The sequence below is a fragment of the Fulverythrobacter fulvus genome (assembly GCF_037154085.1).
Taxonomy (GTDB): domain Bacteria; phylum Pseudomonadota; class Alphaproteobacteria; order Sphingomonadales; family Sphingomonadaceae; genus Andeanibacterium; species Andeanibacterium fulvum.
The window spans coordinates 1-23,652 of the sequence record NZ_JBANRM010000008.1; the positions used below are offsets into that span (position 1 = coordinate 1).

The 23,652-nt window shown below is 61.4% G+C and carries 17 protein-coding genes; 10 read left to right on the forward strand and 7 right to left on the reverse strand.

Features of this window, described 5'->3' with window-relative positions; all coding sequences use genetic code 11:
• The 3 genes from WFP36_RS16245 to WFP36_RS16255 all read right to left on the reverse strand — a co-directional run.
• A partial coding sequence (locus WFP36_RS16245; protein ID WP_336982054.1) for a hypothetical protein occupies nucleotides 1-200 on the reverse strand: 200 nt, incomplete at its 3' end.
• A 133-nt stretch (nucleotides 201-333) separates the two neighbouring features.
• Nucleotides 334-2,796 carry a TonB-dependent receptor gene (locus WFP36_RS16250; protein ID WP_336982056.1) on the reverse strand — a complete coding sequence of 821 codons (2,463 nt, stop codon included), beginning with the start codon at nucleotides 2,794-2,796 and terminating at the stop codon, nucleotides 334-336.
• A 155-nt stretch (nucleotides 2,797-2,951) separates the two neighbouring features.
• Nucleotides 2,952-3,737 (reverse strand): IclR family transcriptional regulator, encoded by a 786-nt coding sequence (locus WFP36_RS16255; RefSeq protein ID WP_336982058.1) that lies wholly within the window; start codon nucleotides 3,735-3,737, stop codon nucleotides 2,952-2,954.
• A gap of 330 nt (nucleotides 3,738-4,067) precedes the next feature.
• Here WFP36_RS16255 and WFP36_RS16260 point away from each other — a divergent pair, with 330 nt between their 5' ends.
• The 4 genes from WFP36_RS16260 to WFP36_RS16275 all read left to right on the forward strand — a co-directional run bounded on the left by WFP36_RS16260 (nucleotide 4,068) and on the right by WFP36_RS16275 (nucleotide 8,682).
• Entirely contained in the window at nucleotides 4,068-4,952 is an 885-nt protein-coding gene (locus WFP36_RS16260; protein WP_336982060.1) for a TauD/TfdA dioxygenase family protein, read from the forward strand.
• A gap of 133 nt (nucleotides 4,953-5,085) precedes the next feature.
• The gene (locus WFP36_RS16265) at nucleotides 5,086-6,411 is read left to right on the forward strand and encodes a spinster family MFS transporter (RefSeq protein ID WP_336982062.1); all 1,326 of its coding nucleotides are present in this window, start codon (nucleotides 5,086-5,088) and stop codon (nucleotides 6,409-6,411) included.
• Nucleotides 6,412-6,500: 89 nt separating this feature from the next.
• Entirely contained in the window at nucleotides 6,501-6,995 is a 495-nt protein-coding gene (locus tag WFP36_RS16270; protein WP_336982063.1) for a nuclear transport factor 2 family protein, read from the forward strand.
• A 199-nt stretch (nucleotides 6,996-7,194) separates the two neighbouring features.
• Nucleotides 7,195-8,682 (forward strand): tannase/feruloyl esterase family alpha/beta hydrolase, encoded by a 1,488-nt coding sequence (locus tag WFP36_RS16275; RefSeq protein WP_336982064.1) that lies wholly within the window; start codon nucleotides 7,195-7,197, stop codon nucleotides 8,680-8,682.
• Nucleotides 8,683-8,685: 3 nt separating this feature from the next.
• Here the strand turns inward: WFP36_RS16275 and WFP36_RS16280 are convergent, their stop codons facing one another.
• Nucleotides 8,686-9,141, reverse strand: coding sequence for a MarR family winged helix-turn-helix transcriptional regulator (locus tag WFP36_RS16280; RefSeq protein WP_336982066.1), 456 nt, complete (start codon nucleotides 9,139-9,141; stop codon nucleotides 8,686-8,688).
• 81 nt (nucleotides 9,142-9,222) lie between these two features.
• On the opposite strand from WFP36_RS16280, the gene WFP36_RS16285 reads away from it, so the two are divergent.
• From WFP36_RS16285 to WFP36_RS16295, 3 genes are read left to right on the forward strand one after another with little or no spacing between them, the layout of a single operon-like run.
• Nucleotides 9,223-9,705 (forward strand): DUF3237 family protein, encoded by a 483-nt coding sequence (locus WFP36_RS16285; RefSeq protein WP_336982067.1) that lies wholly within the window; start codon nucleotides 9,223-9,225, stop codon nucleotides 9,703-9,705.
• Between the two features lie 6 nt (nucleotides 9,706-9,711).
• Complete coding sequence (locus tag WFP36_RS16290; protein WP_336982068.1) at nucleotides 9,712-11,376, forward strand: CocE/NonD family hydrolase; 1,665 nt, start codon at nucleotides 9,712-9,714, stop codon at nucleotides 11,374-11,376.
• The gene (locus tag WFP36_RS16295; protein WP_336982069.1) at nucleotides 11,376-11,828 is read left to right on the forward strand and encodes a DUF3237 domain-containing protein; all 453 of its coding nucleotides are present in this window, start codon (nucleotides 11,376-11,378) and stop codon (nucleotides 11,826-11,828) included. The genes WFP36_RS16290 and WFP36_RS16295 overlap by 1 nt, the downstream gene beginning before the upstream one ends.
• On the opposite strand, the gene WFP36_RS16300 is transcribed toward WFP36_RS16295, so the two are convergent.
• Nucleotides 11,813-13,198 (reverse strand): spinster family MFS transporter, encoded by a 1,386-nt coding sequence (locus WFP36_RS16300; RefSeq protein WP_336982070.1) that lies wholly within the window; start codon nucleotides 13,196-13,198, stop codon nucleotides 11,813-11,815. The genes WFP36_RS16295 and WFP36_RS16300 overlap by 16 nt on opposite strands.
• On the reverse strand, nucleotides 13,195-13,602 hold the full coding sequence (locus tag WFP36_RS16305; protein WP_336982072.1) for a nuclear transport factor 2 family protein: 408 nt from the start codon (nucleotides 13,600-13,602) through the stop codon (nucleotides 13,195-13,197). The genes WFP36_RS16300 and WFP36_RS16305 overlap by 4 nt, the downstream gene beginning before the upstream one ends.
• Before the next feature lie 90 nt (nucleotides 13,603-13,692).
• Here WFP36_RS16305 and WFP36_RS16310 point away from each other — a divergent pair, with 90 nt between their 5' ends.
• The 3 genes from WFP36_RS16310 (at nucleotide 13,693) to WFP36_RS16320 (ending at nucleotide 18,792) form a co-directional block, all read left to right on the forward strand.
• Nucleotides 13,693-14,451, forward strand: coding sequence for an IclR family transcriptional regulator (locus WFP36_RS16310; RefSeq protein WP_336982137.1), 759 nt, complete (start codon nucleotides 13,693-13,695; stop codon nucleotides 14,449-14,451).
• Nucleotides 14,452-14,698: 247 nt separating this feature from the next.
• The gene (locus WFP36_RS16315; RefSeq protein ID WP_336982074.1) at nucleotides 14,699-17,026 is read left to right on the forward strand and encodes a TonB-dependent receptor; all 2,328 of its coding nucleotides are present in this window, start codon (nucleotides 14,699-14,701) and stop codon (nucleotides 17,024-17,026) included.
• 137 nt (nucleotides 17,027-17,163) lie between these two features.
• Complete coding sequence (locus WFP36_RS16320; RefSeq protein WP_336982076.1) at nucleotides 17,164-18,792, forward strand: thiamine pyrophosphate-requiring protein; 1,629 nt, start codon at nucleotides 17,164-17,166, stop codon at nucleotides 18,790-18,792.
• Between the two features lie 291 nt (nucleotides 18,793-19,083).
• Here the strand turns inward: WFP36_RS16320 and WFP36_RS16325 are convergent, their stop codons facing one another.
• Entirely contained in the window at nucleotides 19,084-23,481 is a 4,398-nt protein-coding gene (locus WFP36_RS16325; RefSeq protein ID WP_336982077.1) for a CHAT domain-containing tetratricopeptide repeat protein, read from the reverse strand.
• Between the last annotated feature and the right edge of the window lie 171 nt (nucleotides 23,482-23,652).

A 23,652-nucleotide genomic window follows, 5' to 3' on the forward strand; every position in this document is an offset into this window, starting at 1 on the left:
CAGGTCCCCGTCAGATCGAACGGAGGCGCAGGACGAGGCTTCTTCAGGTTCTCAGGCGCCAGAGCACCCAGATAGCCGGGGTGCTTCGGGATCATCTGCTGAAAACGCTCCTCGGATAAAGGGGCGTTGCGGTTTGTCGATGGCGCGGCTGGCTTGGTGTCTTCCGCGAGCACCCCCGTGCCGTACAGGCACAGGGTCAAGGCAACCGACGCTGAGATTTTTCTTAATTGCAACAAAGCCTCCCGGCGTTCCTGATCGGATTAATGGGCTTCTGTCGGGGAAGGGAGGCGGAAGAAGTGAGGCATGACCTCATCTTCTTCCGCCTCCCGCCGATCAGAAGTCGTACTGCAGCGTCACCCCGATCTCGCGCGGCTTGCCGCGCACGAGCGACAGGGCAGAGCGCTGTGGCGCAGCGAGCCCTGCGCCAGAACCGCTATCCCAATAGCCGCCGCCGAAGCGGGTGCCGTAGGTCGCGTAGGTCTTGTCGAACAGATTGTTCGCAAACACGCTGATTGAGATCGGGGCATTCTCCGGCTTGAAGCCGATCCGCGCATTGACCAGTTCGATGGCCGGCAGAAGATAGGCGGAATCGCCGGTCGCGCTCGGATGGGTCGGCTGCGCGCTGGTGTAGGCGTAATTGAGGTTCACGCTCAGCTCGCCGGGGCCGATATCCTTGCGGTAATTGGCGCCGATGTTGAAATTGAACTCCGGAGGTCCGGGGAACAGGTTGGGCCCGCCATTGGCCGCCGGGTCCTTCAGATCGTAGCCGGAATAGCCGAACGACCCGTCGATCGAGAAACTGTCGGTGATGAACAGATTGGCGTCGAGTTCCACACCGAAGATGTCGACGTCGCCGGTGTTGGACACCTGGATGATGAAGCCGAGCGGGCAGGTCTGGGGATCGACTGTACAAGTGACCTGACGGGCAGCCTGGCGGTTGGTCCACTGCATGTAGAAGGCGGTGGGGTTCAGGCGCAGGCGGCCATCGAAGGCTTCGATCCGCATCCCGCTCTCGAAGTTGACGACCTTTTCCGGGGCCAGCACGGGGATGAAGTCGCCGCTCTGGTCCGGGCCCGGTACGTTGTCGCGGATCGTGTAGGAGAACTGGCCCGCCTTGTAGGCCTTGGAAGCGGTGGCGTACCACATCCAGTCATCGGTCAGCTTGTAGTCCAGCGTGGCACGCCAATCGATCTGGTTCCAGTCGTGATCGCTGGTAACCGTGGTCGAGGTCGTCCCCGGTGCCGGGGTGAAATTGTTCGAGGCATATTCGGTCTGCGCGTAGTCCTTCTTGTCATAGGCATAGCGCAGGCCGCCGGTGAAGTTCAGGCGATCGGTAATGTGCCAGGTCGCGCTGCCGAACAGGCCGAAGGAATTCGACTTCTGCGTGGTCACGGCATCGTCGCGATGCTTCAGGCCGCCGTCGCCATTGCCTGCCGGCGTGGCCGGAAAGACGCTGGTGCCGATGCGCGTGTTTACATAGCCGTCATTATAGGATTTTTCGTGGAAGTAGGTCACGCCGGTGACGAAGTCGACCGCGCCGCCGAACAGCTCCGCATTGAGCTGCAGTTCCTGATAGAACGTGTCCGAGTGAATCTCGCTGTAGCGTTCTTCGGTACCGATCATCTGCCAGTCGGTAGTGCTGTTGTGGCGCAGCTTCGAATAGCCGGTGGTGCTCGACAGGGTAACCGTGTCGCTCAGATCGTAATTCAGGCGCAGGTCGGCTTGCCAGTATTTGTTGCGCTCGTACTGCTCGCATGCCTTGTCCCAGTCGGGATCGAAATCGTCGAGCAGGCAGATATCCGGTGCAGTGAACGGATCGATCACCAGGCGCGGATCGTTATAGGCGGCCAGCGGTGCTTGCCCGTCGAGCTTGAAGGCATCGTTCAGCCAGTCGGCATAATTGCCCTGGATGACGCCCTCGATGCCCGGCCGCATGTCGAATTCGTCGAACACCTGCGGCGAGCTGGTGCTGTCCGAATCCGAATAGAGAAAGCCAAGATTGATGCTGAAATCGTCGCTCGGCTCTACGCGCAGATTGGCGCGGCCGATATAGTCTTCGGTTTCACCCATCATCTGCGTGCCGCGCTGGACCCAGCCGCCCTGCTTCAAATATGCGCCCTGCACGCGCAGGGCCGCATTCTCGCTCAGCGGAACGTTGAGGGCGCCCACCACATCGGCGCGGTCCATATTGGCCGCAGTGACGCGCAGATAGCCTTCGGTGCGGTCGAACTCAGGCTGCTTGGTGAAGATGCGGATCGCGCCGCCGGTGGAGTTGCGCCCGAACAGGGTGCCCTGGGGCCCGCGCAGCACTTCCACGCGGTCGATATCGAGCACGCGCAGCACAGTGCCGTTGGTACGCGGAACGTAAATCCCGTCGATATACAGGCCCACGCCGCGTTCGCTGGTCGCCCCGCCGCCGCCGGACACGCCGCGGATCGAGAAGGAGGGATTGGAATTGCCGCTGCCGCGGCCCGGCGTGATGTTGAGGTTGGGCGTGAAGGTGGCAAGGTCGGCCAGATCCTCGATGCCCTTGGCCTCGATCGTCTCCTCGGTCACTGCCACGATCGAGAGTGGCGTATCCTGCAGATTGGTCTCGCGCCGTTCCGCCGTGACGACGATGTCCCCGCCAAAGCGCGAGGGGCCGTCCTTGGCCTCACTGCTCGCGGCGCTGTCTTCCGCTTCCTCCGCCGCAGCCGGCACCGTCAGCGAACAGGCCGCAATCCCGGCAAGCAAAACTCCTCGCCACGCCAGCCCCGCAGAGCCTGGACGCACCTCTCCCCTTGTTTCCCAAATCATTGCCTCTCCCTTTCTTTTGTTAGCCAAATAGGGCGTCAGGGGGAGTTGGCTGTCAAGTTTGCTTCCGTATTTTAGAGATATAATTCCATATAGTGGAATTTATGGGCTGATGAAAAATGCCTTCGGCAATGTATCGAGATACGGAAATGCTGTTGTCAGGAACTCATTTCCGCCTGTTTGCTCAGTTCCTGCGCCGCATCGCGCACGGCGAGCGCGATATCGCCCTGAAGATGCAGATCATAGCGGGAGGAGGGGAGAATCATTCCGATACTGCCGAGCACTTCCCCCCTGCCTGTGAAGACCGGTGCTGCAATTCCGGCCAGGTCGATATGTTCCTCGCAATACAGGGCATAGCCATTCTCGCGTATGGCTTCGAACTCGGTTTCAAGCGCTTGCCTGGTTGGCCGCGGCCTTCCGGTCAGTGGGCCCGAATTCTCGTTCCTCAGCACCAGTTCGATCTCCGACTGGGGCAGATAGGCAAGGATCGCGTGGCCGAGAGAGCCCCACGGCAAAGAGACACTTGCCCCCTTTTCAATCGCAAATCGAAGGGGATGGGGGGTCAGTACGACCTCGGCGATCACGCCGCGATGAGTAGGAGGACTGTAGGTGCAAAGCACGGCAGTCTCGTGAAAGTCCCGGACCAGATTTTCAAGCAGTGCACGCGCGCAGCGCCCCAGGTCGAAGCGGGATACGATCAGCGAGGCAATGCGGAGAAGTTCCCGTCCCTGCCGATAAGACTGGCCGGCGCTACGTTCGACGAAGCCGGCCTTCTCGAGCATTTTGAGCAGGCGATGGACAGAACTGAGTGGCAGCTGGGCCCGCTCGGCAAATTCGCCGAGCGTGAAGACGTCGGGCCCGGACGCGATCAGCCGGATCATGTGCAGCAGCCGCTCTCCCGAACCGCTTGGCGGTGACGTCAACTTCCCTCTCCCGAATTTCAAATTCCAACATGCGGAATTTATATTCCCTATTTTAAAAATCTAGTTGAAACTGCAATTCACTCCGATAGCTATCGCGGCTCTGGGCTGACCTACTCCAATTACGTCCGCGTGCACTTGCAGGCTTGGCGAGGGGGGAACGCCGGGGCGGTGAATTGGCGGCTCGGACCTTTCGGCTCGCGCCCTGCGCATTTCCCTCCGCGACAAATCGATTTTCGCCATGGGCGGCTGCATGGCCCGCCTCCTGGCTTGTGGGAGAAGATATTTATGGCTGCGACTGCAATTGAAGCTCGAGAGGCTTTTTCGGGTACGCCAATTGTTGCAGGCCTGCCGATGCCGGAATTCAGGCGCATCACCGTGGAGCCGATCAGCGGGGCTTGCGGGTGCGAAATCGGCGGCGTGGATCTGCGAGAGCCGCTCGATGAAGAGACGCTGGCGGAAATTCTCCTCGCCTTCGAACAGTTCCTCGTAATCGTGTTCCGCGATCAGGATCTGACGCCGGAGCAGCACAAGGCATTTTCCAGGCATTTCGGGGAACTGACCGAACTTCCGCAGGCGCCGACCTATAATGGCGACGACATGATGCAGGAGGTCCGTCGTGAGGCGCACGAACCGGAAAACGTCGTCCCGTCCTTCGAGCATTTTCACACGGATAGCCCGTTCCTGCCGCAGCCGCCCAAGTGCATCGTAATGCGTGCGCTGGAAGTGCCGCAATGGGGTGGCGATACAGCATTTTCAAATGCTTACCTTGTCTACGAACACCTGTCAGACGGTATGAAGGAACTGTTGGACGGGCTGGAGGTCGTATATTCCGGCAAGGAAATCTGGTCGCGCAACGACAAGCTGCCGCCTGAAAAACGCCTTCGCCTGCGTGAGACGCATGGCTTCAGCGAGGACCAGCTCGAAAGTATCCATCCCGCCGTCCGGGTTCATCCCGAGACCGGGCGCAAGGCGCTGTTTGCGACCTCAGCCTATTTCAAGCGTTTCGTTGGCTGGAGCGAGGACGAAAGCCGGGCGCTGCTCAACTATCTGCAGGGCCTGGCCCAGCACCTTCACTATCATTGCCGGGTTAAGTGGAAGAAGGATACGTTGCTCGTCTGGGATAACCGCTTCACGCTTCATCGGGGGGTGCACGATTTCAAATATGAAAAGCGCCATCTGATCCGCACGACAGTGATCGGCGAACGCCCGGTTGCACAGTGGAAATTCGGCAAGTGACATAATGGCCCGGCCATCCTGAAGCGGGGCGAACGACCCCGCACAGGTTCGGCCAGACGGGCTCCTCAGCGCGGTAACGGCCGCGGAAAGCCTCTCCATAGGGAAGAGGTAGTCTGGGTGATGGGAGAAGAATGTGGGCGGAAACATGGGAGAGGCTGCGGTCGAGGACGGCAGCGCGGGGGTTAAGGGTAAGGGAGACTGGACCTTTCAGGCGTCATACGGGCTTGGCTTTCTGACGCTGATTTCGGCCTTCAATTATCTGGACCGTTCGTTGCTTGGGCTCGCCTTGCCGGCGATCAAGGCCGAGATGCATGTTTCCGATACGGCGCTTGGCCTCGTGTCGGGTTTTGCCTTCCTTCTATTCTACTCCCTGATGGGCGTCCCGATCGCCTGGCTGGCAGACCACCGTAACAGGCGTAACATCATCGCCATTGGTTTCGCGTTCTGGAGCCTGATGACATTCCTGACGGGGTGGGTCGGCAATATCGTCCAGCTGGGAATTGCCCGCTTCCTGATGGGGGCGGGTGAGGCTTGCGGGCTTGCGCCGTCCAACTCGATGATTTCGGACCTGTTCCGCAAGGAGAGGCGGGCCCTGGCCTTCTCGATCTTCGGTACGGCCTCCTCCATCGCCTTCATCGTCTTCTTCCCCCTGCTAGGGCAGATCGGCGAGCAATATGGCTGGCGCCAGATGTTCATGGTTGCCGGGGTGCCGGGTGTTATCCTGGCCCTGGTGTTCTTTCTTACCGTTCGCGAACCACCGCGCGGCGCATCGCTTAAGGCGGCCGGAAAGGCCGAAGATGGGCGCAGCATATGGGCGACCCTGCGTTATCTGTTTGGATCGCGGGCCTATGTCTATCTGTTGATCGCTTCCACTCTTATGGGACTCAACGTGTTCGCGGCGAGCGTGTGGACGCCCACCTTGCTGGAGCGAGTCCATGGCCTCACCATGGGGTCGATCGCCTCGATTGTCGGCCCGCTGAAGGGCATTTTCGGTTTTGCGGGGGTCCTCGCAGGGGGCTTGGTGATTGACAGGCTGCTTGCGCGTTCGCCGCGTTGGCGAGTCAATCTTCCGGCTCTGGCCTGCGTCATTCTAGCTCCGGTCGAAGTCGCCTTTTTGCTGTCCGACGTCCAGTGGATATGGATGGCAGCCTTTGCGGCATCGGCTTTCCTGACGCTCGTGCATCAGGGGCCGCTCTTTGCCCTGGTGACCGAAGTGGCATCCAGTCGGATGCGGGCAGTGGCCATCGCAACGATCGTGCTGTTTTCTGGGCTGCTGGGACAAGCGATCGGCCCTCTGATCGTAGGGATGCTGAACGATCATCTCGCGGCAAGCGTGGGCGACACGGCAATACGATATTCCATGCTGGTGATTGCTCTCACGGCAGCGCTAGCTGGGCTGGCGATTTTCATGGCCGGGCGGCATCTCGCTCATGGCGAGGAGGGGTCTCTGCAGAGCTGAACTGATGGCAAGGTTCCTGCCATTGGCCTAGCCGATGGGAGGCCGCGATGTGGCACCCTTTCAATCCTGACCGACGATCGGAGAACATTATGGCAAAGAACAAGACTCTCGCCTGCGCCATGTCGCTGGCGGCGATTTTTGGTGCGGTGGGGGCGGCCCCGTTCATGGTGAGCACCGCATTGGCTGCGGAAGCGCATCACAGCGTGGAGGAAGCCAATAAGAAGCTGGTTCTCGAATTTTACGATCTGGCGATCAACAAGAAGGACTATGACGCCGCCTCCAAATATCTCGGCGACAAATATGTCCAGCACAACCCCACTGCGGCGGACGGTCCCGCCGGGCTGAAGGGCTTCATCGATTTCCTCAAAAGCCAGTTCCCGCAGCAGCACAACGAGGTGAAGCACGTCTATGCCGATGGCGATTTCGTGATCCTGCATGTGCATTCGGTGCGCACTCCGGGGACCTTGGGGCGTGCCATCGTCGACATCTTCCGGCTCGAGAACGGGAAGGTTGTGGAACATTGGGACGTGATCCAGGATGTCCCCGATCCGGCCGGAGCGAAGAACGGCAACGGTATGTTCTGACCCTCGCTAGGGGTTGGAGAAGGGGGAAGGTGCGATGCGGGGGACACGGGTAAGAACGGCGTTAGGCATTTTGCTGGCGGGAGCCGCAGTCTCCGGCGCGGCGCGGCAAACGGCTTCAGGAACTGGAGCCTCGGCTCTTGGTCCGGCCAGGCTTCAGAATCGCTGCGCCACTCTGGCAGAAGCGATTGCCCGGCCGGGCATGGTGATCGGCAGAACCGAACTGGTTCCCGAAGGCCCGGCTCCCGCTCCGCCTGGAGCACCTGCTGGCGCGGCTGCCAACCTGCCCGCCCATTGTCTGGTAAAGGGCGTGATTTCCCCGCGCACCGGACATGGCGGGCGGGAGTTCGGGATTGGCTTTGAGCTGCGTCTGCCGCTGGCCTGGGGAGGACGCTTCCTGTTCCAGGGCGGTGCGGGCCTTGACGGTCAGGTCCAGCCGGCGATTGGCAGCATCGCCAATTCCGATGGGCTTCCGGCCCTGGCGCGCGGCTTTGCTGTGGTCTCTACCGATAGCGGCCATAGCGGCCCGATCGTCGATGCCTCCTTCGGCCTCGATCAGCAGGCGCGGACCGATTATGCCTATAATGCGCTGGATAAGGTCACGGCCGAGGCAAAGCGGATAATCGAGGCCTTTTACGGCGCCGATCCCCGCTATTCCTATTTCCTCGGCTGCTCGAATGGCGGCAGGCAGGCGATGATGGCGTCGCAGCGATTGCCGTTGGAGTTCGACGGGATTGTCGCTGGCGATCCGGCAATGAGCTTTTCCCGCATCGCCTTGGGAGAGGTCTGGAACCTGCATGTCGTGGCACGCATCGCCCCTAAGGACGAGCAGGGCAGGCCGATCTACGCCAAGGCGTTCTCAGACGGTGACCTGCAATTGGTCCGCAACGCAGTGCTCAAGCAATGTGACGCACGAGACGGCCTTGCCGATGGGCTGATCAACGATTGGCAATCATGCGGCTTCGATCCCGCCGAACTTACCTGCAAGGGCGACAAGGCGGATAGCTGCCTCTCCAAAGGGCAGGTGGAGGTGCTGCACGATCTGTTCCAGGGCCCCAAGGATGGGCAGGGCAATCACATCTATGGCCCCTTCACCTATGATACGGGGATCGCATCCTCCGCCTGGCGCGGTATGCGACTGGGTACGTCGCTGACCGGGGAGCCCAACTCGGCGGATGCGACACTCGGCCTTGGGCAGTTCCGCTTCTACCAGCTCACTCCGGCTGAACCGGCGTTCGATCCGCTACTGCCATTCGACAACGACGAGATGCTAGCGCGTATACGCTACACCGGCGGAATTAGTGACGCGGACAGCCCGCTGCTTTCGACCTTTGCGCTCAAGAGCAAGCTGATCGTCTATAACGGCATGTCCGATCAGGGCATGGCCACTGCCATGATGGTGGACTGGTACAATCGCATGCTTGCGGCGACGGGCGAGCCCGGCCGGCAGGCCGTAAGGCTCTTTACAATTCCCGGCATGCTCCATTGCGGCGGCGGCGAAGCGACGGATCGCTTCGAGATGCTAGACGCGATTACGAACTGGGTCGAGAAGGGTGAGGCCCCGAGCCGGATCGTGGCGACCGGAAAGGCAATGCCGGGCATCTCGCGGCCGCTTTGCCCCTATCCGCTGGTTGCCCGATACAAGGGAGGTGATCCCAAGATCGCGGATAGCTTCGACTGCAGCGTCTGACGTCTAGCGCAGCGATCCTACGGCCTCGGCAAGGGCCTGGAGATGTTGAGCGAAGCGACCACGCTCCTCATCGGGAATGACAGCCATGATCGACTGGAAATAGGCCCTGCGCTCATCCCTGATCTTGCGATATTGAGCCTCTCCTGCCGTGGTGGGGGAGATGATCAGGCGGCGACGGTTGTCTTCTGAAGGTTCGCGAGTGATCAGCCCCCCTTCGAGGAGCTTGTTGACCGCGCGGCTGATCTCGGCCCGATCGATTTCCCCCGCTGCGCCGATTTCCGAGGCGCTGGAAGGGCCGGCGCTGCACACAAACGCCAATACCCGCCATTCGGCGAGAGATATTCCATAGGTGGAAACCAGCTGGCGGGCCGATACGCGATCAATCATCTTCGCCAGCAAAAGCAGCTGGAAAGGTGTGTGCTCGGCCCCAAACAGATGCCATGTCGCAGGCAGGTTCATGCCTATCGGCTGCCAAGCGTCGCTACGGAATGCAACCGGAAATTATGTTGACTAATCAACAAATGACCGCATAACCGCCTGATGACAGAGAGCCATCCATTTCTTCCGACGCTTGAGCACGCCTTTTCCATCTCCATCGATCTCAGCCGGCCATATTGGGTCAAGCCCAGCGCGCGAGGCGATATAAGGGCGGCGATCTATGCCGTTGACGGCGTTGTCGAAGGGCCTTTGCTGAATGGCCGTATCGTCCCAATGTCTGGTGGTGATTTCCCGCTGCAGCGGGAAAATGGCGTCATCGATTTCGATGCACGCTATCTGATCGAAGCGGATGACGGCGCGATTATCTATCTGGAAAATCGCGGCTACCGCTGGGCAAAAACCGACGACATCGCTGCTCGGATGCGCAAGAATGAAGATGTCGCTTTCGGCGACTATTACATGCGAGTGACCCCGAAATTCGATGCGCCTGCCGGACCTCACGAATGGATGTCCAAGCATGTTTTCGTAGGCGTGGCGGAGAAACTGCCCGGTGCAAACCGGATTCACTATTTCGTCGTCAGGTAGATCTTCATGCAGCGTTTCCAGCCCTTGATGCGCCCCGGCGTCGATCCTTTCAGCGCCACGCACAAGCCGCCTTTGCCTCCGGCCGAGTATGACCGCCGGATCGAAAGAGGGCTGGTAATCGAACGCAATTGCGTGATCCCCTTGCGTGATGGCGTGGAGATATTTTGCGACCTGTATCGACCGGAAGGTGTCGAGCGCGATCTTCCGATATTGCTGGCCTGGGGCCCCTATGGGAAGCATGCGCTTTCCAATAACGTATTCTGGCCGCGCTCCGGGGTGAACCCGGAATGGCTTTCGGAACTCACGCCGTTCGAAGGGCCGGACCCGGTATGGTGGGGCAACAAGGGATTTGCGGTCGCGATTGTCGACCCCCGAGGGGCCTGGCTTTCCGGCGGCGACTTCCACCATAACGGCATCCAGGAAGCAGAAGATTGCGCCGATGCAATCGAATGGCTCGGCAGCTTGCCCTGGGGGAATGGCCGCGTGGGCATGACCGGCGTGTCCTACCTTGCGGCAATCCAATATCTGGTCGCTCCGCTCAAGCCTGGGCCGCTCGCCGCGCTCAATCCGTGGGAGGGCTTTTCCGACTGGTATCGCGAATTCGCCTATCACGGCGGTATTCTCGATACGGGCTTCCTGCCGCGGGCATCGGACAATATCCGCTTTTCCCTCAACCGGACCGAAGACACCTGGGAGAACGTCAAGGCCCACCCGCTGATTGACGAATACTGGCAATCCAAGCTGCTCGATCTCGAGGGGATCACGCAGCCTGCCTATTTCGTCGCCAGCTGGTCGGATCAGGGGTTGCATCTGCGGGGCACTATCGAGACGTGGCGGCGTTGTTCGAGCGAGCAGAAATGGCTCGATATTCACGGCCAGAAGAAGTGGGCGAATTACTATCTGCCAGCCAGCCGGGAGCGGCAGCTGGCGTTTTTCGATCATTGCCTGCGGGACCGTCCGACTACGGTTTCCGCCTGGCCGAAGGTCCGCATGGAAGTTCGCGATTGCCATGGCGTCGCGGAAGAACGGGCAGAGCAGGAATGGCCGCTGGCTCGCACCGAGTATCGCAGGCTCTGGCTTGATGGCAGCCATGGAGCTTTGACGGAAAGCCCGCCTGAAACCGGAGCGGTGCAGTATCCGGCGACGGAGGGGCAGGCTGTCTTCGATTTCCGCTTCGATCGGGAAACGGAGATTTCAGGCAATGCTAATCTCACCTTGTGGGTCGAGGCGGACGGCAGTGACGACATGGACCTGTTCGTCGCCCTGCAGAAGCTGGATGCGCAGGGAGAGCCGGTCGGCTTTACCTTCTACGCATTCTTTGAAAACGGACCGATTGCCCTTGGCTGGTTGAGAGCAAGCCACCGTGCCCTCGATCCGGAACTATCCACGCCGGAGCGTCCCTTCCACCCCCACACACATGAGGAACGGTTGAAGCCGGGCGAGTGCGTGCCCGTGGAAATCGAACTCTGGCCATTCTCGGTCCGCTTTGCGGAGGGAGAGAGCCTTCGTGTCGTGGTTGCGGGGTGTGACATATACAAGCGTGAGGAAGGACTGATGCTTCCCTTCGCCTTGCATGAAGATACCCGCAACGCGGGAACTCACATCATCCGCACTGGCGAGGAATATCCTTCGTCCATTCTCCTTCCATTCGTTCCGGGAAAGACAGCCTGATGGAATGCGCAGCCGATTGTTCGCTGGAACACGTGTTCGATATCGAAGTGCATTTCGGCGCGGATCGCGCGATCTATGGCCCGCTTCCCGGCGGGAGTAGCCAGGGTTACACTCCGGCGATTGGCGGGACGATTTCCGGCCCTCGCCTTTCAGGTAAGGTCGTGCCGCATAGCGGTGCGGACTATGCGACCGTCCGGACCGATGGTGTTATCGAACTGCGCGCGCATTACATGCTCGAAGCTGATGACGGGACCGCGATCTATATCGAGAACCGCGGCTATCTGGTCCGCCCCAAGCCGGGCGAAAGCAAGCCGGCCTATTTCAAGCTCACACCCTATTTCCGCGTGCCGGAAGGCCCGCATGACTGGCTCTCGCGCACGGTGATCGTCGGGGGTGGAGAACGGCGCACAGGCCCCGACCGCTCCCTGTTTCGCTATTACGCGCTGGTCTGATCCGCTTCCGCAAGTGCCTTCGCCTTGAGACCCGAGGCGGCTTTCAGGAAGCAGAAGGCGGCAATGACGAAGATCAGCACGGACAAGGACAAGGCAGAGGTCAAGCCGCTGGCCGACGCTTGCGTGCAAGCCTTGGCCTGGAATTCGCTTGCTCCAGCGAGGGGAAGGCCACTGGGGCAGTCGACCGCGTAATTTCCGGCATAGCTGCGTGCGCCGAAGAAATCGCTCGCGCCTCCGACAAATACCGGCCCTAGGCCAGACCCGATGAGAGTGTAGAGCAGGCTGTAGAGGGCGATGCCACTCGCCCGCATTCGGGCGGGCAGCAGGTTCTGGATCATGCCGGTAGTGGGCGCGTAATAGAGCAGCAGCAGCGCCCCTGCCACCAGCAGCATGCAAAATGCTGACCACAGCGATCCGGCCTTGAACGCCAGAAGATAGCTGGGCACTGCCAGAGTCAGCCCGATTGCGGCACCCCATGCAGGCCAACGCGCGTCGCGACGTGAAAGCGCGTCCGTGACCATTCCGCCCGTCAGCAGGCCGATGGCCAGGGAGATGCCGGATACAGAGCCATAGGCCGCCGCCGCCTCGCGCACGCTCAGTTCGTGGGTGCGGGCCAGGAACACGGCCAGGAATTGCGAGATGGACGTCATTCCGAAGCCCGCCAGACTGCCTCCCGCAATTACCCATTTCAGGGGTGGTGTCCGCCACACCTCGCGGAGGAAATCGCGGATGGGCGGAGCCGGCTTCCGTATTGTCTCGCCGTCCACAAGCCCGCGCGGTGGTTCGGGAAGCAGGAAGGGCAGGGCGAGCGCGACAAGCACGCCCGGAATGCCGAATGCGAAGAACGCAGCCCGCCATCCGAAATTGTCCGAGAGATAGCCCGCAAGCGGTGCGCCGATCAGATAGCCGGCAGGTGTGCCGATCAGAATCAACGACATTGTCGATGCGCGGCGATGACGGGGCGTTACATCGCCCACCATGGATGCCGTCGTCGGCATGAAGCCGGCCTCGCCCATGCCCACCAGCAGGCGTGCGGTGGCGAGTTGAACGAAGGAGCCAGCTATCCCGGTGGCCACCGTTGCGGCGGACCAGATGGCCGTCGCGCCCGCGATGATACGGGTGCGGCTGAAGCGTTCCGCCATCAGGCCGAGCGGCATGCCTACCGCAGCGTAGAGGACCGCGAATACGATACCTTGCAATAATCCGAGTTCCAGATCGCTCAGGCGCAGGTCTGCCTTGATCGTCTGGGCGAGGGCGGAAAAGACGGCGCGATCGGCAAAGTTGAACGTGCAGACCACGAACAGGATTATCACCAGCTTGAGCCGGTAAGAGCGTCCAAGGAAGCGGGAGGGATCGCTTTCGGAGGTCACGCGCGCGTCTCTGCACGGATGATCTGGCGCGAAAGTGACTTTGCCGCGATGCACCTGAAACGGTCTTTGTCGAGTTCATAAAGGGCCATGCTTTCAAGCAGCACGGTATCGCCCTTGCGCAGCATCTCACCGGCGAATTGTTCGGCTGGAGCGATAATCTCGAAACGCGAATGAAGGCTTGCGCACAGCGCATTTTCACCTGCGATTACGGATCGCACCTCCATCTTTCGCGCTATTCTGCCTTTCAGCTGCTCATAATAGGCAATGATAGCATCCGGCCCTTCAAGGCATGCGCCTGCCCCATTTTGAAATCGGATGTCGGGGGAATAGAAAGACCCGTATGCATCCTTGTCACCCAGATTGAAGGCGGCGACGTAGCGCATGAAATCCTGCTCACTCAGCATGTCCGGATTCTCCCCCCGAGAAGACAGGAACAGTCATCGGAGTTATTGGTTGATCAATCAACAATATTCGAGAGGTGAATTTTGACGGATGTGCCGAAGGGGGCGGCGGGTCGGCTCGCTTATCTGTTGAAGCTGATAGCTGACGGGCCCCCCTCATTCACATTGACGACCCTGTCGGAGCGATCCGGACTGCCCACCAGCACCGTGCATCGGCTGCTTCAGGAACTGGTCCGGTCCGGGCTCATCGAAAGGGCTGAGGGGCAGGCTTATCGTGCCGGTTGGGAGCTTTATTTGTTGGCGTCCCGGATGGTCGCCAGGTTTGACCTGATACGCTGTGCACGGCCTTTCCTTGAGGAACTGGGCGCGCATTGGAAAGAAACGGTAGTTCTGTGTGCGTATAGCCCAGCCGGGCGTAATGCAGTGATCTCCGATCTGGTGCTGACGCCCCATCCGCTGCGCTATGCCATTGATGTCGGCGTGATAATCGAACTGCCATGGGGGTCGCTGGGGCGGGCGATCCTTGCCCATCTACCGATCGAACATCGACGGGTGATCCTGTCCGAACATAAGATCGGCCCGATCAGTGGGCGCCCCTTGCCTGAGCTTGCGACGATGGAGGCAAATCTCGCGCAAGATAGGGCGCAAGGTTTTTCGCGGCATTATGATCCTGAAAACGACCTGGCCGGAATAGCCAGCCCGATTTTCGGGCGCGGGAATGAGGTTCTGGGCTGCGTGGGCGTGACCATGCCGGCTAAGCGCTTCGGCTTTCATGCCGAAGAAGAACTGGCGCGGGCTGTACGAGAGGCCTCCGCCGCACTCAGCGAAAAGGCCCGGATCGCGCAGAGCTGACCCTCCGGAGTCGGATTCCGTATTTTGGGAAAATGATTTCCAAAACTGGAATTGACTTGACAGTTGATCAGTCAACAAGTCCATTTGGGTATCCGCCGTGAATAAGGCGGACTCACAGGGAGGCGGATTAATGGGATTCGGGAAACTTCGGCTGCGTTCGACTGTCTCGAGCTTTGCAATGGCAGGGCTCGTCGCGTTCGCTGCGCCGGCATTTGCGCAGGATGGCGGAGATGATGACGCGGCTTCTGTGCGTGACGGCGAGATTATCGTCACTGCGCAGTTCAGGGACCAGCGGCTTCAGGACGTTCCGGTCGCGATCACGGCAGTAACCGGGGAAATGCTTGAGCAGCGCGGTCAGACCAATCTGGCCGATCTTGGCTCGCAGGCTCCTAACGTAACGCTGCGTCAGGCATCGGCCACTTTCGGCCCGGCTGTCGTTGCCTATATTCGCGGCGTTGGTCAGCGCGATACGACCTTCGCTCTGGAACCGGGCGTCGGCCTTTATGTCGACGATGTCTACCTGCCGACGCTCCACGGTTCGATGCTCAATCTCGTGGACCTTGAGCGGGTGGAAATCCTTCGCGGTCCGCAGGGTACGCTGGCCGGGCAGAATTCCATCGGCGGTGCGATCAAGCTCTACTCCAAGAAGCCGAGTGCCGACACCGACGGCTATATTTCCGCGACTTATGGCAGCTACAACCGCATGGAACTGCGCGGCGCGGCCAATTTCACGCTCGCGGAAGATCACCTCTACGCTCGCCTCTCGGGTGCGGCGGTCAAGAAGGATGGGTATATTACGCGATACGATTATCGCTGCACCCATCCGACGAGCACCATTCCCAGCGTCGTTACTGGTACGGACTGCAAGCTGGGGACCGAGGGCGGCAAGGAATATGTGGCTGGCCGCGTGGCTTTGCGCTGGGAGCCGAGTTCGGATGTTTCCGTCGATCTTGTGGGCGATATTACGCGCGACGGTAGTGAGGTCGGCCCCTCGACCCTGCTCTATGTCGGTCGTCAGGCGGTACCGGGAGCTACTCTCACCGGGGTCGCGACGCCTCCGTCCTCGCCTTACGTCCTCAATGGCAATGTGTACGGGACCTCGACCGGTTCGCCTTACATCTCCTATTCGCCCTTTGGGAGCTACGCGCAGGATACTTTCAGCGACAGCCCCTATATCAGCTACGAGAACTACACCGAACTCGCTCCGCGTGACGGCTCGGCTGCGTGGCAGGCCCCGCTCGATGGTCTGATCAACAGCTGGGGTGTTTCAGGCACAATTACCGCCAACCTGTCGGATAATGTGGTCCTGACCTCGATCACGGCCTATCGCGAATTTGACGGTAGCTATTCCTCGTCCGACGGTTCGCCTTTCAGCGCCACGATGATCGCGAACAAGGTGTACAACCACCAGTTCAGCCAGGAAGTGCGTGTTTCGGCCAACATCGCGGACATCGCGAACCTGACTGTTGGCGGTTTCTACTTCGACAAGGAAAGCCGGAACGTATCGCGCGTCACCCTGCCGACTTTGAACTTCATCGAGGACAATTCCGTCCCGGCGACGACCAAGGCTGTCTTCGCCAATGTCGAAATTCATCCGGTCGAGGATCTGACCTTGCTGGGCGGCATCCGCTACACCGATCAGACCAAGACCTTCATTTATGGCCGCTTTGGCATTCCGGGCTCTTCGTCCGGCGGTGCGGTGCCGGCTTCGCTGGCTCCGCTCAATGGGCTGGAAGGAGAGTATGCGGGTGACCGCATAGATTACCGTCTGGGCCTGCAATACCGCTTCTCGGATGAGGTGATGGCTTACGGCCAGTTCTCGACGGGCTTCAAGGGCGGCGGGATCAATCCGCGTCCGTTCTTCCCAGGTCAGGCACTGCCCCATGGCCCGGAAACGATCACCGCGTATGAAGTGGGTCTGAAAACCGACTTCTTCGATCGTGCGGTGCGGCTCAATCTCGCCGGGTTCTTCAACAAGTACGACGATATCCTTGTGTCGGCGTCTAGCTGCCCGCAGACCGGGAACGCTACGCCGTGCGCATTGCCGCTGAATGCGGGCAAGGCCGATGTGAAGGGCTTTGAGGCCGAACTGGCTGTGCGCCCGGTCGCTGGCCTGTCCATCGATGCATCGCTTGCCTATCTCGACTTCGCCTACAAGTCGATCAGCGCATCTGCAGCCAGTTCTGGGATCGGCCTTGAGGATGAGGGTCAGTACATCATCCCCTGGTCGTGGAGTATCGGTGCCCAGTACGAAATCGATATGGGTGACCTCGGCACGCTTACGCCGCGCGTCGATGTCTCGCATGACGATTCCTACAGCCGTAACGCGAACAACGTGGATGCGGTGAGTGGCGGCATCGACATCTTCGGGCGCATTCCCGGCCGCACTCTGGCCAATGCGCGCCTGACCTACCGCACGAAGGAAGAGGATTGGGAAGTCGCCCTTGAGGTCAGGAACCTGACCGACAAGCTCTACTACACGGACTTCTTCGATAATCGTGGGTCGACCAACTCGATCCAGGGCTCGCCCGGTGAACCGCGTACCTGGGCGGTTTCGGTCAAGCGCAAGTTCTGATCGAAGCGTTTGGGGCCGGGCCACCGAAAGGGGGGAGCCCGGCCCCTTCGCGCATTCTACCTCTGGAAGTTTCTGGGTCGGCCGGATTGGGCGCTTTCCGGTCGATCGACTTCTTCGCGCCCAATTAGGAAGTATCTGTGAAAGTCGGTTCTGCCATTGCCGAAATCCTGCGCCGCGAAGGTGTGGACATCATCTTCGGATATCCCCGCAATGCGGTTCTGGAAGAGGCGGCCGCTGCCGGCATTCGTCCCATTATCGTGAGGCAGGAGCGTACTGGCCTGCATATGGCCGACGCCTATTCCCGCTTGACGCGAGGGGCGAAAATGGGCGTGTTCGCCATGCAGCATGGGCCGGGCACCGAGAACGCATATGGAGGCGTGGCCCAGGCATATTCCGAGAGCGTGCCGGTTCTTGTCCTGCCGCAAGGCTACGCCCGACGGCTCGCCCATGTCCCTGACAACTACAATGCCTGCATTTCCATGCGGGACATCACCAAGACCGCTGAACCGATCCTGCGTGCCGAGGATACTTCGGCAATCATGCGCCGGGCCTTCACGGCACTTCGCAATGGCCGCCTGCGCCCCGCGCTCGTTGAAATGCCGTGGGACGTGCTGGCCGAAGACGTGCCTGTGCCTATTGATTACACGCCCGTCGTTTCCACGCGCTTCGGCCCTGATCCGGAACAGGTGGAGGAAGTGGCGAAGCGGCTGGTGGGGGCCAAGCGGCTCATCATCCATGCAGGGCAGGGCGTGCACTGGGCTAATGCTTACGATGAGTTGCGCCTACTTGCGGAACTGCTGGCTGCGCCAGTGTCCACTAGCCTTGAAGGAAAGAGTTGCTTCGATGAAACGCACCCGCTGGCGCTCGGCTCGGGTGGGGCGGCCATTCCGGGACAATTGCGTCACTTCCTCAATAACGCAGATCTGATCTTCGGGATCGGATGCAGTTTTTCGGAGACAGCGTTCGGCGTTTCAATGCCCAAGCATGTGCCTATCATTCATTCAACGCTCGATCCGGCCGACTTCAACAAGGGCGTCCCGTGCGAACTGGCGCTGGCAGGCGACGCTAAGTTAACGCTTGCCATACTGGTGGCCGCCTGTCGTCGCCTGCTGGACGGCCAGCGCGATCCCTCAGCGGTCATTCGCGAGATCGCTGAGGTCGAGCATGCATGGATGCAGGAATGGCTCCCGCTGCTCGAATGCGAGGATGCTCCGCTGTCGCCCTATCGCGTGCTGTGGGAACTGCAGCGCACGGTCGATGTCGCAAACACCATTATCACGCATGATGCCGGGAGCCCGCGCGATCAGCTGACGCCATTCTGGAAGTCGCGTTCCCCGCTCTCCTATATCGGCTGGGGAAAATCGACCCAGCTCGGCTATGGCCTCGGCCTTGCCATGGGCGCCAAGCTGGCCTGTCCCGACAAGCTGTGCATCAACGTCTGGGGCGATGCGGCGATCGGCTTCACCGGGATGGATTTCGAAACCGCCGTGCGGGAGCGCACGCCCATCCTCTCGATCCTGCTCAATAATTCCGCGATGGCGATCGAACTGCCAGTTATGCCGGTGGCGACCGAGAAGTACCGTTCGACCGATATTTCCGGCGATTACGCCGCTTTTGCCCGGGCGCTGGGCGGTTATGGCGAGCGGATCGAACGGCCAGAGGATATTGCCACGGCAATCCGGCGCGGGATCGAGGCGACTGAGCGTGGGCAGCCGGCATTGCTGGAGTTTATCACGTCGCGGGAAACGCGGGCTTCTAGACTCTGAATTTAGCAAAGTGGCGCTTCTCTTCCCGGCATGGGGCTGAAACGTGCAGTTCTATCGCCGGGGAATCACGTAGATGATTGCGGTTTCCGCGGGTGTTCGCGCGAGGAAAAATTCGCCGGGGCACTGGCCACGAGCGTTCGTATTGCCGATGGTTGTCGTCATCGAAGTCGATTTCTTGGTGGTGGACCGGTAATCGGAACGAACCCTTCTGGGCACCCCGCAATTGACCTTCCGTCCAGACATCGACCAGGCGGCAGGTTTCGCCTGCCGCCGTGTCCGAAGTTCTTCAATTCAGTTTGCGTCGATAAGGGCGAAGGGTGCCCAGGATTTGGGGTGAGCGAAGGAATAGCCGATCGCATCGTTCTGCTCGTTCAGGAACAGCCGGTGCATCGCCTCCCGGAGGGCCCTGGCGGGGCTGAGCGCTTCCTGCTCCGCCAGGCGGATCGTGCCGCCGGTGAGGTGCGGGGCGGCATCGTCGAAGATCGGAAAGTGCGATACCAGCAGAGACCGTGCACCAGCTTGCAGGAACGCGCGGGCGAGGCCCGACAGGCCTTCCGCATCGGCAGAGCCGGCTGAAGCTGTATTGCAGGCGGAAAGGATCAGCCACTTCGCGCTGAGTTTGAGCGAGGCGGCCTCGCTCGCGGTAAGCAGGCCGTCATTTTCCGCATTCGCCTCGCCATTGTCGGCCGTTGGGGGTGTAAGGGCGAGTGCGGGTTCGCTGATCATGCGGTCCAGCTCTCCCCCTAGCAACCCATGCGTGGCAAAGGCCACGACCTGGGCTTTACCCAGATCGCCTGCTGTATCGCGCCGGCGCAGTTCCGCTTCGCTGGAATTCATCTGGAGCACGAAGGACGAAGGGCCGGCGCCCAAAGTCTCGGCCAGATCGCGGATTTCTCTGGCAGTGGCGGGCAACCTGTCGAGCGTTGCAATCGCGGCCGGATCGGCGGAGCCGCTTCGGAAATAGGTGGCAGTGCCGCGCGGCGGTGCGGCTTCGGCAAGCGCTTCGGGTTCCGGGTCCGGATCGGGCGTCCCCCGGAATGCGGGATCGCCCAGCCCGAAGAAGGGTGTGGCGATGCCGGCATTGTCGGCACGGGTAGGCGCACGCCGTTGCAGCGCGATGGACGGTACGGAGGGCACCAGCGTCAGGCTATGCTCGAAGCCCAGCCAGTTCGTCTGCCGCAGGGCATTCGGGTCCGCATCGCCATCGCCGCCGCCGGGGGGCGGGGCCGTGACCAGCGCGGCGAAGGGCAGGCTGATCAGCGAACCTTGCGGGGCCAGGGTCCAGCGCTCCTTGTCCTTGAGGAGTGCGGCGATTTTCGGGTCACCGAACAGCGCCTGATAGAGCGTATGGGCCCGCTCGCGGGAATAGGCGATTGTCGGCGCGGGATAGCCGGAAGCGAGAGTTTCACCGGTTCCTGGAGCGGCGAGCTGCTGGTGCAGCACGTAGATTTCGCGGCCGAGCTGGGCGGCGTCCAGTTGGATCGGTGCCCATGCGCTTGCCTCGCGCGTGACCACCGCGACAAGCCCGTTGCGATAGCCCTCCGGCAGGCCGGGTGAGCCGGGGGCGAGCAGCACCAGTGCCTCGTCGCCATGGAGCAGGCCCTTTGCGCCCTGAAACTCCTCCAGACCCACGGGCTGGGCGGAAATCAGTTCGAAATAACGCGGGAATTTGGCAGCAAGCGCGCCTTCCGCCTGCCTGACGCCGGCTTCGATTGCCGAGCGGGACGCAGTCAGGCCAAGGCGTTCCTTGTCGCCGGCTTCCCCTGTCTGGGCGAGGGTGGCAATCCGGGCGTCGAGCGCGGCAAGCCTGCTTCGAGCAGCCTCCCATGCGGCAAGTTCCGGGGCGGCCCCCGTTGCTTCCGCCGCATCCCGTGCTGCCCGGCGGGCAAGAGCGGCGCCCGCTGCGGTCAATTCCGAACGTTGGAAGGCGGCGAAGACCTGCGCGGGGAACGCATCCTGAGAGTCTGCTGCAAAGGCGGTGCGCGCGAACAGCCATGCGGCGGAGCGCTGACGACGGGATCGGGCCAGATATTCGCTGTCTTCGGCCGAAAGGCTCACCCCTTGCGCCTGCGCTACCTCGGCGGCGAGTGCCTGTTCGGCAATCTTGAGTGCCTGCCCGGTCTGCCCCGCCCGCAACAGATGGGCGGCATAGGCCTGCCCGATATCCGACACGGGCTGGCCGCCCTCGCCAAATTCGTCGAGCGCGGCCGCCATCAGCTGTGCGAACAGGCCTTCGGCTTCGGCGGTGCGGCCCTGGTTGGAGAGGTTGGTCGCCAGTTCGGTTCCGCGCCGCAGCGTATCGACGGCCTGGGTTCCTTCCAGACTGAAACGTTCGAAGAAGGGCCGTCTCTGCCGCTCCGCTTCGGGATAATCGCCGCGCCGCTCCAGAATTACCGCGAGGTTCTGCGCGATGTCCGCCTTCAGGCCCCAGCTCAGATCAATATCGCCGACTTCGCCTTCGGGCAGGATGCGGGGGAGGGGATATTTCTGCTGGGCGGGCAGGAGGATGCGTTCCGCCTCCTCGTCGCGCCCGAGCAGGACGAGCACGCGTGCCCGGTTTACTTCATGGTTGGCCCGCAGGTTTTCGGCGAGGTCAGGGGAAGAGGCGACGTTGGAAGCAATCTCCTGCGTGAGATAGTCCGCCTCTTCCAGCTTGCCCTGGGCGATCAGCGTGTCGGTCAGCGCCTTGGAGATCAGCCAGTAATCCGTGTCGACCAGTTCCCCGGCCAGATCGGTCATCGCCCAGACGCGCCGCAGCAGGGCTTCGGCTTCGCCGGGGCGTTCGATCCGCATCAGCAGTTCCGCCAGAATGCGCGTGTCGGAAATGGTGCCGAAGGAATCTGCGCCCCCAGCTTTTTCGGACAGGACCACCGCATTGCGAAGATGTGTTTCGGCATCGTCCAGCCGGTTGAGTGCAAGATAGGTGTTCCCCAGTGCATTATGCGCGCGGATGATGCGTTGATCGGTCGGTTCCAGGACCTGTTCGTAGATCGAGAGCAGCAGCAACTCGAGGCGTTCGGATTGTGCCGGAGCGATCGTCGCAGAATTGTCGATATCCGCCAGGATTTCGGCCATTGCCAGGTCGGGGCGGGCAGGATCGCTTCCCGATGCACGTGCGACCAGTGCCGCGGCTCGCTCGAATTCGCCGCGATCGAACAGGTCCCCGCCCAGCTTTCCGGCAAGCTGGCGCGTGGCGAAGGCGCCGCCCTCTTCGGAAGGGGCTGCGAACCGCATCTGGATGTCCAGCGCGCCTTCATAGTCGCCACGTGTGCGGCGAAGTTCGATGGCTGCATCGCGCAGATCGCCATAATCATAGCCGCCCCGCACGTCTGGCCGTTCGAACAGGCCCAGAGCAAAGGTTGCGACTTCCTCTGCCCTGGCGGGCGCCTCGGCAGCGCGGTGCCGCCCCATTTCCCCGTTCAGTGTCTGCAGCGCGGAGGAGCGGACGCCCTCATTTTCCGAGCTGCCGAGCAAACGGAAGATGGTGCCCGCGTCTGTCTCCTTGCCGCCGCGATAGAGCAGGAGCGCAAGCGAGGTGAGGGCATCGGCTTCGTAGCTGCCGAACTCGGTATGGATATCGTCCTTGCCGTGGGCAAAATCGCGTACCAGCGCATAGCGCACCATCAATTCGGCAAGGTCGGGAAGGTCCGGGGCGAGGGCGAGGGCCAGTTCGCGCAGCGAGCTGGTCAAGACATAGGGCTCCGCCTCCCATTCCTGCAACGGCCAGGCGGGGGCATAGATTTTCGCCGCCGCTTCCATCAATGGCCGCGAGCGATCATAACGCGCCTGCACGATCAGGGGCAAAGCCTGATCGATCAGGGTAACGGCCTCAGCCAGCTTGTCCGGGGCAAGTTCGGAGAAGCGAGGGAACAAGGCCGGCTCCTCGGCAAAACGTTCCGCCAGCGTGGGCGGCAGGTGCGCCGGGTCAATCCCAATCGCCGTGCCCAACAACGCGGTTGCGCGTTCGCTTTCCCCGCGTTCCAGAAGTTCCTTGACCAGCGATGCGACCAGCTCGCGCGCACTATAGGCGCCGCCATTCGGCGGACCGAAGTGGGATTGTGCGGTCAGCGCGCCTTCCAGATCGTCGCCGCTTCGCAGCAGATTCACATAGGCGGCGAGCAACTGGGTATATTCGTAATGCGCGCGCATTTCCGGGCGTTCGAACAAGCCCAGCGTGAATTGCAGGGTCTGTGCTTCCTTTGCGCCGTCGCCCTGTTCCCGATAACGCGCGGCTTCCCCGGCGAGTTCGCCAAGGGCGGACTGCCAGACGTCTTCAGAGGGGGAGCGGGCCAGCTTTTCGAACAGGGCGCGGCCTTGGGGTTCCTTGCCTTGCCTTAGCAATATTAGCGCAAGTACGCTGACGCCCTTTATATCCCAGCCCGAGAGAGTGCGTTCATCTTCCGGGCGTTCTTCGATGTCGCGCGCCAGCGCATAGCGGATCATCAATTCGCCCAGCTCCGCCTGTGCGTCCGGGAGGCCGAACGCGGCTTCGCGCAGGGAGATGGTCGAGACGTAGGGCCGTTGGTTGGACTCAGGGTCGGCCCATGCCACATCGTAAATGCGGGCCGCCTCCCGGGCAGGAACGCGCGCTTCCTCGAACCGTCCCTCGACATAGGCTGCGAGTGCCTTGTCGATCAGATTGGCCGCCTGTTCGCGCGCAGCCAGTCCAAGCCTGCTGCTGTCGGGCATCAGGCTATCGTCAATGCCGAGAGGTTCGGCCGCGGTTTGCGCGGCCGCGTCTTGGGGTGCCGCGATTGCGGGCAGGAGAGTGAGCCCCGCTATCAGAGCCGCCTGAGCCCGATATGTCCCGCGCATCCTGTCCCCCAACATCAGCGGCAAGGCGACCGGGTTGCCGACCCG

Bases quoted from the DNA above. Each gene is read 5' to 3' on its own strand.
- WFP36_RS16325 (WP_336982077.1), bottom strand. From the start codon at position 23,481: ATGCCCGACAGCAGCAGGCTTGGACTGGCTGCGCGCGAACAGGCGGCC.
- WFP36_RS16295 (WP_336982069.1), top strand. From the start codon at position 11,376: ATGGAATGCGCAGCCGATTGTTCGCTGGAACACGTGTTCGATATCGAA.
- WFP36_RS16285 (WP_336982067.1), top strand. From the start codon at position 9,223: ATGACAGAGAGCCATCCATTTCTTCCGACGCTTGAGCACGCCTTTTCC.
- WFP36_RS16280 (WP_336982066.1), bottom strand. From the start codon at position 9,141: ATGAACCTGCCTGCGACATGGCATCTGTTTGGGGCCGAGCACACACCT.
- WFP36_RS16260 (WP_336982060.1), top strand. From the start codon at position 4,068: ATGCCGGAATTCAGGCGCATCACCGTGGAGCCGATCAGCGGGGCTTGC.
- WFP36_RS16290 (WP_336982068.1), top strand. From the start codon at position 9,712: ATGCAGCGTTTCCAGCCCTTGATGCGCCCCGGCGTCGATCCTTTCAGC.
- WFP36_RS16305 (WP_336982072.1), bottom strand. From the start codon at position 13,602: ATGCTGAGTGAGCAGGATTTCATGCGCTACGTCGCCGCCTTCAATCTG.
- WFP36_RS16270 (WP_336982063.1), top strand. From the start codon at position 6,501: ATGGCAAAGAACAAGACTCTCGCCTGCGCCATGTCGCTGGCGGCGATT.
- WFP36_RS16250 (WP_336982056.1), bottom strand. From the start codon at position 2,796: ATGATTTGGGAAACAAGGGGAGAGGTGCGTCCAGGCTCTGCGGGGCTG.
- WFP36_RS16275 (WP_336982064.1), top strand. From the start codon at position 7,195: ATGGTGATCGGCAGAACCGAACTGGTTCCCGAAGGCCCGGCTCCCGCT.